General features: G+C 28.7%; 16 protein-coding genes. 14 read left to right on the plus strand and 2 right to left on the minus strand.

The window, feature by feature from the left end:
* Window positions 1-167: 167 nt before the first annotated feature.
* Window positions 168-1,199: a PocR ligand-binding domain-containing protein gene (locus tag JOC62_RS01375; RefSeq protein WP_204593362.1), complete on the minus strand. Its 1,032-nt coding sequence runs from the start codon at window positions 1,197-1,199 to the stop codon at window positions 168-170.
* Window positions 1,200-1,468: 269 nt separating this feature from the next.
* Here JOC62_RS01375 and JOC62_RS01380 point away from each other — a divergent pair, with 269 nt between their 5' ends.
* Both JOC62_RS01380 and dhaK read left to right on the plus strand, forming a co-directional pair.
* Window positions 1,469-2,605: a glycerol dehydrogenase gene (locus JOC62_RS01380; RefSeq protein ID WP_204593363.1), complete on the plus strand. Its 1,137-nt coding sequence runs from the start codon at window positions 1,469-1,471 to the stop codon at window positions 2,603-2,605.
* A gap of 3 nt (window positions 2,606-2,608) precedes the next feature.
* The gene (dhaK, locus tag JOC62_RS01385) at window positions 2,609-4,369 is read left to right on the plus strand and encodes a dihydroxyacetone kinase subunit DhaK (protein WP_204593364.1); all 1,761 of its coding nucleotides are present in this window, start codon (window positions 2,609-2,611) and stop codon (window positions 4,367-4,369) included.
* A gap of 124 nt (window positions 4,370-4,493) precedes the next feature.
* On the opposite strand, the gene JOC62_RS01390 is transcribed toward dhaK, so the two are convergent.
* The gene (locus JOC62_RS01390; protein ID WP_204593365.1) at window positions 4,494-5,351 is read right to left on the minus strand and encodes an MBL fold metallo-hydrolase; all 858 of its coding nucleotides are present in this window, start codon (window positions 5,349-5,351) and stop codon (window positions 4,494-4,496) included.
* A gap of 197 nt (window positions 5,352-5,548) precedes the next feature.
* Between JOC62_RS01390 and JOC62_RS01395 the strand changes: the two genes are divergently transcribed.
* From JOC62_RS01395 to JOC62_RS01450, 12 genes are all read left to right on the plus strand, one after another.
* Complete coding sequence (locus tag JOC62_RS01395) at window positions 5,549-5,980, plus strand: MarR family winged helix-turn-helix transcriptional regulator (protein ID WP_204593366.1); 432 nt, start codon at window positions 5,549-5,551, stop codon at window positions 5,978-5,980.
* A gap of 21 nt (window positions 5,981-6,001) precedes the next feature.
* Complete coding sequence (locus JOC62_RS01400) at window positions 6,002-6,400, plus strand: HsmA family protein (protein WP_204593367.1); 399 nt, start codon at window positions 6,002-6,004, stop codon at window positions 6,398-6,400.
* A gap of 176 nt (window positions 6,401-6,576) precedes the next feature.
* Window positions 6,577-6,786 (plus strand): zinc ribbon domain-containing protein, encoded by a 210-nt coding sequence (locus JOC62_RS01405; RefSeq protein ID WP_204593368.1) that lies wholly within the window; start codon window positions 6,577-6,579, stop codon window positions 6,784-6,786.
* Window positions 6,787-7,030: 244 nt separating this feature from the next.
* Window positions 7,031-7,399 (plus strand): DUF1048 domain-containing protein, encoded by a 369-nt coding sequence (locus tag JOC62_RS01410; RefSeq protein ID WP_243424978.1) that lies wholly within the window; start codon window positions 7,031-7,033, stop codon window positions 7,397-7,399.
* A 58-nt stretch (window positions 7,400-7,457) separates the two neighbouring features.
* Entirely contained in the window at window positions 7,458-7,757 is a 300-nt protein-coding gene (locus tag JOC62_RS01415; protein WP_204593369.1) for a DUF1048 domain-containing protein, read from the plus strand.
* 234 nt (window positions 7,758-7,991) lie between these two features.
* Window positions 7,992-8,807 (plus strand): hypothetical protein, encoded by an 816-nt coding sequence (locus tag JOC62_RS01420; protein WP_204593370.1) that lies wholly within the window; start codon window positions 7,992-7,994, stop codon window positions 8,805-8,807.
* A 204-nt stretch (window positions 8,808-9,011) separates the two neighbouring features.
* On the plus strand, window positions 9,012-9,164 hold the full coding sequence (locus JOC62_RS01425; protein WP_148323715.1) for a zinc-ribbon domain-containing protein: 153 nt from the start codon (window positions 9,012-9,014) through the stop codon (window positions 9,162-9,164).
* A 262-nt stretch (window positions 9,165-9,426) separates the two neighbouring features.
* Entirely contained in the window at window positions 9,427-10,284 is an 858-nt protein-coding gene (locus JOC62_RS01430; protein WP_204593371.1) for an AraC family transcriptional regulator, read from the plus strand.
* Between the two features lie 397 nt (window positions 10,285-10,681).
* The gene (locus JOC62_RS01435; protein ID WP_204593372.1) at window positions 10,682-11,407 is read left to right on the plus strand and encodes a DUF421 domain-containing protein; all 726 of its coding nucleotides are present in this window, start codon (window positions 10,682-10,684) and stop codon (window positions 11,405-11,407) included.
* 585 nt (window positions 11,408-11,992) lie between these two features.
* Entirely contained in the window at window positions 11,993-12,358 is a 366-nt protein-coding gene (locus tag JOC62_RS01440; protein ID WP_243424979.1) for a nucleotidyltransferase domain-containing protein, read from the plus strand.
* Between the two features lie 208 nt (window positions 12,359-12,566).
* On the plus strand, window positions 12,567-12,974 hold the full coding sequence (locus JOC62_RS01445; RefSeq protein WP_204593373.1) for a helix-turn-helix domain-containing protein: 408 nt from the start codon (window positions 12,567-12,569) through the stop codon (window positions 12,972-12,974).
* Window positions 12,975-12,985: 11 nt separating this feature from the next.
* Window positions 12,986-13,306: a hypothetical protein gene (locus JOC62_RS01450; protein WP_204593374.1), complete on the plus strand. Its 321-nt coding sequence runs from the start codon at window positions 12,986-12,988 to the stop codon at window positions 13,304-13,306.
* Window positions 13,307-13,489: the final 183 nt, after the last annotated feature.

Consider the following 13,489-nt stretch of genomic DNA (forward strand, 5'->3'; position numbering starts at 1 on the left):
TTTAAAGAAAATCATTTAGAAAATTTAATGACGCACTTAAACTTTCTAATGATGAATTATGTGATATTGATGAAACAATTAAAAATACAATAATATAGAGACAATCTTAATAAAAGAGAAATATTAAAAATAGCCTTAGCACACTCAAGAAATGACTAAGGCTATTTTTATTTTTTATGATATTTTCTATATAGTGAAGGAGTTATACTTTCATGCTTTTTAAAGATTTTTATGAAATATCCAGATTCATTAAAACCAAGGTTATCACTAACTTCTGAAATAGTTAAATCTGTTGATATAAGTAATTGTTTTGCCCATTCTATTTTTAGAAATGATAAGTATGAAGAGTAGTTTTGACCTACGTCCTTGGCAAATATTCTACTAAAATGACTAGGGCTTATATGACATAAATCAGAAGCTTTTTTAAGTGATACGTTTTCATTCTTATGAGAATAAATATATTCAATAGCTGGTTTTAAGATTGAATTATGTACGATATCTTTTTCACAAGATAAATCTTTTATATGGGAGTTTGTAATAGCATTAGAAAGCTCATCTTTTATATTTTTTATATTATTTACTTTATAACTAGATAAATCTAATTGATTATCAGAGGAGTTTTTATGTATAACTTCTTTTTCATAGAGTTCAAGAATAAGACTCTTATCTAGTGATTCTTCAACTATATAATTACATAATTGAAACAGCATTTCAGCAGTGTTTTTAACTTCTTCATAAGATAAACTTGGTATATTAGAGTATAAATCATCTAATTGATCCATGTTATCATTTACAAAAGACTTTGAAGGTATAGTTAAAATATGCTCTAATGAATCTTCATCTTCTTTTTTATTTAATCTAACTTGGCCTGCCATTATGGCACCAATATATTTATCATCTACAATAATAGGAATTGCTATATCAACGATATTATAATGACAAAGATAAATATAAGGTTTATTTTCTCTAACTGCTTCAAGTCCACCTCTAGAATCACATTTTTGACAGTAAGATGATAACTTTGGATCTTTTCTAACAGATTCACAAAATTGATTACAAGAACTATGCTTAGATACCGGAATACCTTTATAATCAACTGTTATCATAGCCATTTTTGTAACTAGGGAAAGGGAATCTTGGAGTTTTTGCCATTTATCTAAATCAATAATTTTATTTAAATTTAGGTGTCTACTTTTCAATGAAATCTCCTTTCTTATTTTCTTAATAATATAAAATTAATTTTATCACATAAATAATAAAAACTCTATTTTAGTACCTATAACTTTGTACAAGAAAATAATGCCAATATCATAAAAGTATAATTATTTTAAATTGTAGCAAAATATTACGATTACAAATTGCAATATTTCATCATTATACTCCAATGAAAATAAATAATAGAGGGATTATAATGAACTTACGAAAACATTATCATAACAGGATAGTTAAGATTAAAGGAGGACTTTTTATGAGAAAAGCATTTATTTGCCCAACTAAATATGTTCAAGGAGAAGATGAGTTATTAAATCTTGGGTACTTCGTGAAAACGTTTGGAGAATCAGCACTTTTAATTGCCCATAAAGATGATATAGAACGTGTAAGAACTAAATTAGATAAAACAGCAGAAAAATTTGGAGTTAAGTTTATAGAAAGTAACTTTAAAGGAGAATGCTCTAGAACTGAAGTAGCGAGATTACAACAATTAGCAAAAGAAAATTCTTGTGCTTGTACAATAGGTCTTGGTGGTGGAAAAGCCATAGATACTGCAAAGTGTGTTGCAGAGGGAGATGCATTAATAATAGTTCCAACTATAGCAGCTACAGATGCTCCTACTAGTCACTCAGCAGTATTATATACAGAAGATGGAGCATTTGATGATTATGCTTATTTCAAACAAAGTCCAAGTGTAGTACTTGTAGATACTACAGTAATTGCAAATGCACCAACAAGATTTTTAGTTTCAGGTATGGGAGATGCTTTATCAACATATTTTGAAGCAAGAGCTACATCAGAATCTTATTCAAATGTAAATGCAGGATTACCTTGTGGAGTTAGAGAAGGAGACTGTGGACGTGCGAGAGGAACTAATGCAGCATTAGCACTTGCAAAACTATGTTATGAAACATTACTTAATGATGGTAAGAAAGCAAAGGAAGCTTGTGATTGTAATTTAGTAACTAAAGCATTAGAAAATATAATTGAGACTAATATACTTTTATCAGGTTTAGGATTTGAAAGTGGTGGATTAGCAGCAGCACATGCTATTCATGATGGACTAACTATATTAGAAGGAACACATAAATATTTCCATGGTGAAAAGGTTGCTTTTGGAACTATTGCACAATTAGTTCTTGAAAATGCGCCAACTGAAGAAATAAATCAAGTATTAGATTTTTGTTTAGAAGTAGGATTACCAGTATGTCTTTCAGATATAGGTGTTGATGAAATTTCAAATGAAGAGTTAATGGAAGTAGCTAGAAAGTCTTGTATTCAAGAGGAATCAGTTCATTCAATGCCATTTGATATAGTAGTAGAAGAAGTAGCGGCAGCAATAGTAGTAGCTGATAAGATTGGTAAAGAATATAAAATTAATAGAGGTAGATAAAACATGAAAAAGATAATAAATACACCAGAAAATGTAGTAAGAGAATTATGTAATGGAATGGTTATGGCTCATCCTGAGTTAGAATTCATAAGCAAATATAAAATAGTTAAAAAGAGAGAAATTAATAAAGATAAAGTAACGCTTATAAGTGGTGGTGGAAGTGGACACGAACCAGCACATGCAGGATTTGTTGGAGAAGGTATGTTAGATGTTGCTGTTTGTGGAGATGTATTTGCATCACCATCACAAATTCAAATCTATCAAGGAATAAAAGAATCTGCTAGTAATAAAGGAACTTTACTTATAATCAAAAACTATAGTGGAGATATGATGAATTTTAAGAATGCAGCATATCTAGCAAGTGAAGATGGAATAAATGTAGATTATATAAAAGTAGAAGATGATATTGCAGTTGAAGACAGTCTTTATACGGTAGGTCGTAGAGGTGTTGCAGGAACTGTATTAGTACATAAAATAGTTGGTGCAGCAGCAGAACTTGGAGAGAGTCTGCAAAATGTAAAAGAGATTGGACAAAAGGCAGCTGATAATGTACGTAGCATAGGTTTTGCATTTACTTCATGCACAGTTCCAGCTAAGGGAACACCAACATTTGAAATTGGTGATGACGAAATGGAATATGGTGTAGGAATCCATGGTGAGCCAGGAATTCGTCGCGAAAAAGTTATATCAGCAGATCAATTAGCTGAAAGAATGGTAAATCAAGTTTTAAATGATTTAGGAATAAGTGAAGGTAGTAATGATGAGATTGCTCTTTTAGTAAATGGATTTGGAGCAACACCAACACAAGAATTATATTTACTTAATAACTCAGTTACTAGAGAACTTGCAAAGAAAAATATTAAGATATATAAGACTTTTGTAGGTAACTATATGACAAGTATAGATATGGCTGGAGCGTCTATATCTATAATGAAATTAGATAATCAATTAAAGGAATTACTAACTAAGCCTTGTGATACTCCAGCATTTAAAGTATCTAAGCATATAGAATCAAGAGAATATACAGATGTAGAGATTGAAGATTTAAATGATGAAGAAGTATCATTTAAAGTAGAAACAGATGAAGCACACTCTGTTATAAGAGACAATAAGATTACATTAAATAACATGATATATATTGTAGATAAAATGAGTGAATGTATTATATCTAATGAAGTTCCATTCTGTGAATTAGATGCCCATGCTGGAGATGGAGATTTTGGTATGAGTGTTGCTAAAGGATTTAGACAATTGAAGAGAGAGTGGAAAGATATTATAAGTAATGAAGACATGAGTATAGGATCATTCTTAGATGCATGCTCTATGATCATAATGGAGAACTGTGGAGGAGCATCAGGCCCAATTTGGGGATCTGCTTTTAGAGCTGCTGGTAAAAACGTTGGAGATTTATCAGAGTTATCAGTTAAGGATTTTGCTAGTATGCTACAAAGTACGGTAAAAGGTATCCAAGACACAGGAAAGAGATCTTTCGGAAGAGGAGCAGTAGTAGGAGATAAGACTTTAATAGATGCACTTGCACCTTGCGCAGATTCTTGGTCAGAAAGTGCTGATAAAGAACAAAGCGTTCTAGAAGCCTTTGAAAATGCTGCTAAAGCTGCAGTTGAAGGGGCTAAAAATACAGAAGAAATAGTAGCTCGTATGGGAAGAGCAGGAACTGTAGGAGAAAGAAGTATTGGATATCCAGATGCTGGTGCCTATGCTTTAGGTGTTATATTTACTGAGATTTCAAAAGAATTAAAATAAAAATAGAAATTCACTTCAATATTAATATAATAGGTTTTAAAAAGGTCAGCAAATTTATTGCTGACCTTTCTTTATATAATATTAAATAGTGATTTAATCACTTTTGTCTTCTAAATTAATTATTTTATAGCTTTTTTTTATTACCTTCCACAAAACAATTCATATCGTAAATTTCATCTTCCTTAGGGTCTCTGTTAAATTTCTTTTTAAATTCATTTATACAATCTTCAATAGAAGTTTTATCAGAAACAAACTTACTTATAGATTTCATATGCTTTACATATTCATCAAAGCTTTCTTTAGTATATATTCCATGGTGAGAAGGAACATAATAATCAGCCTCATAACATTGAAGCTCTATTAAAAGTGGTATAAATTTATCTTTTGAATAGCTCCATTCACCGTTGTACATATCTAGGTAAAGGGAATCTCCAATAAAGGCAGTAGTTTTATCATTTTCTTCAATTAAAACTATTGAATTATCATTTGAATGATCGCTTGATATATGCTCAATAAATACTTTAACTCCACCTAAGTCTATTTTTAAGAGTTCATCATAAATAATATCTCCTGTAGGAATTGAAATTTCTCTATTATTATCTGGATGCTCTATCTTTATATGCTCTAGGCAGAATTCTATTTCTTCTCCACTTTTTACTCTTTCTTCAATAGCACTGTTTGTCCACTCTAAATCTCTAATCTTATCCAGTTTTTCATTAGTAATACCATTTACTATATTTATTAAATTCATATAATTTGCACCAACTATATGGTCCCAGTGCCAATGAGTTATAACTAGGTACTTAAGAGGTGAGTGATTTAATTTATTAACCTCATTTAAAAATTCCTCAGCATGACTTTTAGAATTTCCTCCATCAATAATTAAACTATATTTATCACCAATTACAACCCCAAGTGCTGGTCTATCTCCAGACTCTCTATTTTCCATATAATATACTCTATCAGTAAGTTTCTTTAACATAATCTCATCCCTTCTTTTCATTTGATTTAACTAATTATAACATCTATATATATGCATTCTCAATTTATGAATTTCTTAAAAATTAGTATTTGTTTGTTAAATGTTATTTAATAGTATGTTCATTGTAATTACTCGGAAAAAGTATTATCATGAAAAAGTAGTTAGGATGCTAACTAATTTAATCCTAGGAGGCTACGATGAAAGGCGCACATGAATTTAGGATATGTCTTTATTTAAAAGAAATCAATTCCACAATAAATAATAAGATAAATAATAGAGTTAAAGAAAGAGGGCTTACTCAAAGTCAAATTACAGTAATAAAGTTTATTGCGCATTTTAAAAAATTAACAATCACAGAACTTAGTGATTATATGTCAATTAAAAAATCTACTTGTTCAGGAATTGTTGATAGATTAGAAAAGATGGAAGTTTTAGAGAGAGTTAAAGATGAAACTGATAAGAGAATAACTTACATAATGTTTTCTAAAAAAGGACAGGTCTTATCAAATGAAATAAAAGAAGATATAAATGGATGTTTTAAAGAGATATTCAATAGTATTTCTGAAGAAGATCTAATACTTATAGAAAATAATTTAGGAAAGCTAAGTAATTTAATACAAAAAAATTAAAATAAAAAAGGAGAGATTTATATGCCAAAATTATTAATTCCAGCAATTATATTTATAACATGTGCTTTAATTTTCTACACAGTAGGTGTATGGGGAGAGCATAGAGCAAAGGTACTAAAAAAGAAACACGTTATTATTTTCTGGTGTGGTTTAGTTTGTGACACATTAGGAACATATACAATGAGTAGAATTGCAGAAGCAGGTACTGATAAAACAATAACAGCTACACAACTTTTAATTCACCAATCAACAGGTATGCTTGCAATATTATTAATGTTATGTCATGCTGTATGGGCAACTTGGGTATTAAATAGAGGAAGCGAAAAAGCTAAAGAAGCATTCCATAAATTCAGTATGGTAGTATGGTTTATATGGTTAATACCATACTTCGTAGGAATGTATATAGGAATGGCAGGCTAAAATATTATATGAAAATAAAGGTGCTATGAATTTAGCACCTTTTTTAATATCAGGAGTATCAAAAGTTTTAAATATAATATATATTAATGTAGACTTATATTTAAGATTAATATTTTGATTTTAAGGCAATTTTAATAGTAAAATATAATTTAATTAATATAGAGGGAGTGGTATTTATGGAAAAGAAACAATATATTTGTTCAAAGTGTGGAAATGATCATTATGAATCAGATCAATTTCAAGCAACTGGAGGAAATTTCGCAAAAATATTTGATGTCCAAAATAAGAAATTTATTACAATAAGCTGTACAAGATGTGGATATACGGAATTATATAAAGCAAAAACTAGTGATGGATGGAATGTACTAGATTTCTTAATAGGTTAATAATAAAAAAGTTAAGTAATAAGACTATGTTTAAGTATGATGCTTATACATAGTCTTATTTATAGCTGTTATGAGAGTAGTTTAAATATAGTATTTAATTTTTGTATTATAAAAGTGATAATATTTTTATATCATTGGAGAGAAGGGTTCTTAAAATAGTATTTTATAATATTGTTAGACTACTAATTAATTATTTAGAATTAATATTAGGAAGCCGCATGACAAGCAAAGGAGGAAAGAAAAAATGCTTGATAATTTTATAAAATTGATAATAGGAGACTTAGATGAGAAAGGTGAATATAAGCAAATGATGAAGAGGGTTGATGAACTGCCAAAAGATTATAGATTTGCATTTAAAAAAATTCAAAAGTATATGTATACTGTTGGAGCACCTGGCGGTAATATGACAATATTTACGGATATCACTATGTTTACGGATTTATTAGATTTATTTGAAGTTAGTGCGGCTGCGGGAAGAAAGATTACTGATGTTATTGGAAGTGACGTGAGTAAGTTTAGTGATGAATTTATGCGTGCTCATATTCTAGATACAGAAACATTAAAAGAAAAACTAAATAAAGAGATTATGGAAAAGTTTAATAAGGAGGGATAATAATAATGATAAATCTTATTAAAAAAAGATTGATGATAAAAAAGAGTATAAAGAGCAAATGGTAAGGGTAGAAGCGTTGCCAGAGGACTATAGATTTGTATTTGAAAAAATTCATGGATATATGTGGAGTTTAGCTGGAGGTGACGGATCAGATATGTTGAAAGCTCAGCAAGAATTGATAGAGTTGTTTGAAAATAGTGCAGCAGATGGCAAGCATGTTCTCGAAGTGACAGGCAAAGATGTTGTTGGCTTTTGCGACGAATTTTTACGTGATACGAAAAAGTGGACCGACAAATTTAGTAAAAAATTAAACCGAGATATATTGAATAAAACCGGGAGAGAAAATGATTTTAAATAGAGATATTTTTTAGATTTGCATAAGACTACTATATTGTAGATGAAGAAAAGGCAATGAAAAAATATAATACTACTCAGTGAGCGAATGCTAGAAGAATTTCATATAAATGAGGTTTTTATAAATTTAATAATGTGAATTTTCATTGAGATAACATAATATCTTCACAACAGCTTACCTTAAATGTTAAAATAGTAGCCATAGAAGAAGTTTAAGTAAGGATGTGTTGAAAGAGTTATGCAAAAATATAATCAGGATAATCCAAAGCTTATTAATTCTATGGTATGTACTATAGATATATTAGGATTTTCACAAATGATAGTAGACTCTTGTAGTGAGGGGAATGGAAACAGGCTACTTAATGAGATTAACGTTCTTATAAATAAGAACAAACAATGTATAATCCCCAATAAGTATAGTCAAGGAAAGATAAAGATATATACTGATAATATGATTGTTGGATACCCTATAAAAGATGATGGTGAGGAAGAATTAGACGAAATATTGGATAATGTATCAGAATATCAATTTAACTTAGCATTAGAAGGGCTTTTTGTTAGAGGGGGTGTAAGTGTAGGTGAATTTTACATAAATGAAGAGATTGTTTTTGGGCCAGCTCTTTTAGATGCTCACAATACTGAAAGTAATCTAGCTTGCTACCCAAGAATTATATTAGACGATAAGACAGTGAGTAGATTACAAAAGTATATAGACAATTATGATGTTGCGCCACAACACAAGAAAATACTTATCGATAGTGATGGGCAGTGGTTTTTAAATTATTTAAATACTGTATTTAAATATTACACAGAATGTAACAATGAATATGAGTTTGAAAGAGTACAAATAGAGTTGCTTCTTAGACATAAAGCTAAAGTTGAAGAAATGTTAGAGTTAAATAAAAAAAATATAAGAGTATGGGACAAGTATGTGTGGATAGCTAATTATCATAATTATTTCTGTGATTTAAATTTTCCAAATGAAAAACAGTTAAAAATATCAAGAAAGAGTTTACTTTCATGGCCTAGAGAATTTTCAAAAAATGATTTTTAATATCATAGATTATACATTATGAATTGCAATAAAACCTATTTATAGTAAATATTTTAATTAAAGTATTGCAATGAAATGAATAATATGTTAATATAAATAAGTAGCAAAGTTGCTAACAAAAAAAGTTTCATTTAGGTAAATAGTTTCTCGTAAATTAGAGATTATTATATCAATTTAGGATCTTTAATTTCAGGAGGAATATTTATGACAGATAAGACAATAACATGCAGAGATTGCGGAAGCGAATTCATATTTTCAGTAGGAGAACAAGAATTCTATAAAGAAAAAGGATTCGAAAATGAGCCAACAAGATGTGTATCTTGTAGAAGAGCTAAGAAAGAACAAAATAGAAGATAATTTTAGATTGTTATAGGTTGTAGTGTAAACTACAACCTTTTTTAATGTTTTATTATAATGAAATGAATGATATGTTAAATAAAAAAACTCCTTTATGACTGATACGGAGAAGTATATCTGTGAAGAACCAAAATTAAAAGAAATTTGTAAAATATTAAATTAAAGTCAATTATATAATAGGACAAAAGAAAGCTTAAAAAGTCGGGATGTCAATCTTTTACGATGATAAGATTAGATTAACGAATTGTAAGGGGGTAAAGTTATGGAATGGATTGAAAGTATTAGAGAAGCTATTTCATATATTGAAGAGAATATTACCAAGGATTTATCCATGAAAGAAATTGCAGATAGAGTAAATATTTCTCCTTTTTATTTTCAAAAAGGATTTGGAATGTTATGTGGCTATTCTCTAAGCGAGTACATTAAGAGAAGAAGACTTGCACTTGCCGGCAGTGAAGTTTTATCTACTAATGGGAAAATAATAGATATTGCAATGAAGTATGGGTATGATTCTCCAGACAGCTTTACTAAAGCTTTTACAAGATTCCATGGAGTTACACCATCTGCGGTTCGTAAAGAGGGTGCAATGATAAAGTCTTTTGTTGCCCTTAAAATCAAATTTTCATTGGAAGGTGGATATATTATGGATTATAAAATACTTGAGAAGGATGCATTTAAGGTTATAGGAGCATCTAAAAATTTTAAATATGATTCAGCGTTTATGGAGGTACCTTCATTCTGGAATGAGCATATTTCACAAGGAAAGTTAAAGGATATATGCGGAATGTATGGTATTAATATTGATGAGGAAATGGGTGGTAATGAATTTGAGTACCTTATTGCAGAGGATTATTCTAAAGAGAAAGAAGGTATGGCAGGATATATAGTTAAAACAATTCCTAAGTTTACTTGGGCTGTTTTCCCTTGCTATGGACCAAGCCCAGCATCAATTCAAGAAACTAATAAGAAAATATTCTCAGAGTGGTTACCAAACTGTAGAGATTATGAGATTGCTGCAGGTTATAATATAGAAATGTATAATGATCCAAGTGAGTATGAAAAGGGAATTTTAGATAAAAATTACTATAGCGAAGTTTGGATTCCGGTAAAGAAAAAATAGGTTTTAATTAAGATATTAGGATATGGAAGCTCCTTTTAGATAGGACGAAAAAGATGGAGGCAATATTTCAATATTATTTAGTTAACAAAATGATATTTGGCTAGTCTAAAAAGTAATATATATAAATATGAGGGTACTGAAAAAATTTAAGTTTTTAGTGCCCTTGTTTTTAAGTAGGTTTTTTAAACAAACTGCTATTTTTATAAAAATATATAATTAAAGTTTGATATTGAAATATCATTAATATAGAATTCGCTACTATTTGAGTGGAGGTTTTTTATATAAAAAGAGTTCATTTTATACGCTTATATCTTAGTCTAATAAAAAGTATTAATGAATAAAATTATTCCACTTGCTTAAAATATAACTATATTTTAGATAAGGAGAGTAAATTTGAATGTATACTAGTATATTACTTAGTACGATAATTAAAAGTATTTTAATATATATTTTAGCATTAATTCTCAGCAAATTAATTGGTATTAAAATAATTTCTCAAATAAATTTTTTTGATTTTATAGTGGGTATATCCATAGGCTCAATGATTGCTAAAATTATAATTGATAAGGATCATGTAGTATTTTCAGGACTTGTAGCATTAATAATGTTTACATTATTAACTATAGCAACTAGTTATTTAAATTTAAAAAGTTATACAGCTAGAAGCATAATAAATGCTAAGACATTAATATTAGTAGAAAATGGACGCATTATTGATAAAAATATTAAGAAACTTAGAATCACAATAAATGAGCTTATGATGAAGCTTCGAGAAAAGGATATTTTTAGTTTAGAAGATGTACAATTTGCAATAATGGAGAGCAATGGTAAATTATCAGTTTTAATAAAAGCTGATAAAAAGCCAGTAACTCCATATGATATGAATTTAAAGGTGAAGGGACTTTCTTTGCTAAGTGATATTATAATTGATGGGAAAATAAGAGATAAAAATCTTAAAATAGCCGGTATAGATAAAAAGTGGTTACAATCTGAACTTAAAAAGAAAAAGATAAATAATATTAAAGATGTTTTTTATGCAGGTGTAGATAAAAATAAAAAACTTATTATTTCAGAGAAGTATCCGGATGATTTTAATCCAGAAGATAAGTTTGGTATAGAATAAACGTTAAATAATAAAAGAAATAAACTTATGTGAAATGAAAAATAAATTGTTTTGCTGTCCATATGGTTACTCCAGTAATCTTATTCACTTGGGATAGTTACGGAGAACTTTACCATAAGTAAGCCTCTAAATATTTGATTTGGATAAGGCGAATTTATTCAGCGAGCAAATGCTAGAAGAGTCTCATATAAGTAAATTTGGTCTTTTATTAAGGTTGAATGAAGGTATAGTGGTAAAGGTAAATAGTATATAAATAATTAAGCCCTCGACTAGTTAGTTGAGGGCTTAATTGTTATTAATATTGAAATGATAATATTTATATCAATATAACAAAAATATAGCACAGTTAAATGGGAGCGTTAGTCTTAGAAATTAATTTTAATTGGCTAAGGCTATTTTTATGAGTGCAAATAACGTATTATAAGTAATAATGTGAAATGATTATAATATACAATATTTACAATAAATGCTATAGTGAATAATAGATAGTTGGACGTTAATATATATTATAAATATAAAATAAATAGGAATTCGATAGAGAGGATATATTTTTATGATAGAAAAATTTATTAAAGATATTGAAGAATGGGCAAAAAAGATTTACATATCGAAAGTGTAATTGTTGTAGGTTCTTACGCACGAGGGTTAAATAAGGAAACTTCTGATATAGACATTTGTATAATTACATCCAATAAAGAAACTATGATTGAAAATCAAGATTTTACGAAAGTATTTGGAAGTATTGAGAAAAAACAAACTGAATATTACGGAGAATGTACTTCAATCAGAGTATGGTATAAAGATGGACGAGAAATTGAATTTGGTATTGTAGAGCCATCATGGATGGAAACTCCCTTAGATGCAGGGACATATAGAGTATTAAGTGATGGATATAAAGTTATAATTGATAAAAAATATTACTTCAGAGATTTGAATATTCTTAAAAGCTAAAATCAAATTTATAAAATAAAAAATAGTATGTTTTAAAACTAATATAATTATATAAATAACAACAAGGCTCTTTATAATTAATTTATATGAAAAAGCCTGTAAAATGGGCATGTAAAAGTATTTTGACATAGAAAAAATCCAATGTAAAAGAGTTTTGATAGACGAATATTCTCAACTATGACAAGATGTTAGTGAAAGGAAGGGTGTTATGGAGGTTGGAAGCAAATTAAAAAATGCACGTATAGGTTCTGGATTTACTCAAGAAAAAGTAGCTGAGAAAATACAAGTTTCCAGACAGACAATATCAAATTGGGAGAATGAAAAATCTTATCCGGATATTATAAGTGTAATCAAATTGAGTGATCTCTATAGTATCAGTCTGGACGAATTACTGAAAGGAGATTCCAACATGATAAAACATTTGGAGGAAAGCACGAATGTTGTGAGTAGTAACAAAAAGCTGATAATTGCTATTGGATTGAATGTGTTATTTATGATTTTGTTTATCTTTTTCAATAGTATTATAGTAAAGAATAATTATCTGATGATAGGCAGTGCATCTGTTGGTGTATTAAGTACAACGGTATTATTCTATCAAATAATCAAGAAATTTTAGGGGGGATTTATATGAGCTGGTATTTAATTGTAGTAGTATTTGTTGTAATGTTAGGAGCTTTAACTCTTGCTTATCAAGTTTATAAAATGACAGAACTTGATGCTGTAAGTAGAGGATTGAAGCATCCGAAGTTTTGGGGAATTTTCTCGTTGAGTGGAGATGGATGCGGTGGATTATTACTATATTTGATTGGGAGAAGAAAATATACATCTTCTATGAGTGAAGCTGATAAACTTGCAATGGAATCACGAAAAAAGAAAGCAGGTGTTTCTTTGGCTTTTCTGGCATTATCAACAATTACTCTATTCACAATTTGTATTTTAACATTTTAAATAGATTAAAAATCAACAACTTATAAAAGTAGGAATTAACAGAGAAGAGATCTAATCTTGTGAGGGGAAATCAGTATAAGAATAGAATAATAGATTTTAATTAAGTAATATGATTTGAAAGGCAATAGAATTATTTCTATTGCCTTTTATTTATTTTAATAACTTATAACTACTAACTTTTAA

Origin of the sequence: Clostridium sardiniense (genome assembly GCF_016907995.1) — a bacterium.
GTDB classification, from domain to species: Bacteria; Bacillota; Clostridia; order Clostridiales; family Clostridiaceae; genus Clostridium; species Clostridium sardiniense.

Excerpts from the sequence above, each read along its gene's own strand:
- JOC62_RS01450 (WP_204593374.1), top strand. The coding sequence starts at position 12,986 with ATGAGCTGGTATTTAATTGTAGTAGTATTTGTTGTAATGTTAGGAGCT.
- JOC62_RS01445 (WP_204593373.1), top strand. The coding sequence starts at position 12,567 with ATGGAGGTTGGAAGCAAATTAAAAAATGCACGTATAGGTTCTGGATTT.
- JOC62_RS01415 (WP_204593369.1), top strand. The coding sequence starts at position 7,458 with ATGGTAAGGGTAGAAGCGTTGCCAGAGGACTATAGATTTGTATTTGAA.
- dhaK (WP_204593364.1), top strand. The coding sequence starts at position 2,609 with ATGAAAAAGATAATAAATACACCAGAAAATGTAGTAAGAGAATTATGT.
- JOC62_RS01435 (WP_204593372.1), top strand. The coding sequence starts at position 10,682 with ATGTATACTAGTATATTACTTAGTACGATAATTAAAAGTATTTTAATA.
- JOC62_RS01390 (WP_204593365.1), bottom strand. The coding sequence starts at position 5,351 with ATGTTAAAGAAACTTACTGATAGAGTATATTATATGGAAAATAGAGAG.
- JOC62_RS01395 (WP_204593366.1), top strand. The coding sequence starts at position 5,549 with ATGAAAGGCGCACATGAATTTAGGATATGTCTTTATTTAAAAGAAATC.
- JOC62_RS01430 (WP_204593371.1), top strand. The coding sequence starts at position 9,427 with ATGGAATGGATTGAAAGTATTAGAGAAGCTATTTCATATATTGAAGAG.
- JOC62_RS01440 (WP_243424979.1), top strand. The coding sequence starts at position 11,993 with ATGGGCAAAAAAGATTTACATATCGAAAGTGTAATTGTTGTAGGTTCT.
- JOC62_RS01400 (WP_204593367.1), top strand. The coding sequence starts at position 6,002 with ATGCCAAAATTATTAATTCCAGCAATTATATTTATAACATGTGCTTTA.
- JOC62_RS01410 (WP_243424978.1), top strand. The coding sequence starts at position 7,031 with ATGCTTGATAATTTTATAAAATTGATAATAGGAGACTTAGATGAGAAA.
- JOC62_RS01425 (WP_148323715.1), top strand. The coding sequence starts at position 9,012 with ATGACAGATAAGACAATAACATGCAGAGATTGCGGAAGCGAATTCATA.
- JOC62_RS01405 (WP_204593368.1), top strand. The coding sequence starts at position 6,577 with ATGGAAAAGAAACAATATATTTGTTCAAAGTGTGGAAATGATCATTAT.
- JOC62_RS01420 (WP_204593370.1), top strand. The coding sequence starts at position 7,992 with ATGCAAAAATATAATCAGGATAATCCAAAGCTTATTAATTCTATGGTA.
- JOC62_RS01380 (WP_204593363.1), top strand. The coding sequence starts at position 1,469 with ATGAGAAAAGCATTTATTTGCCCAACTAAATATGTTCAAGGAGAAGAT.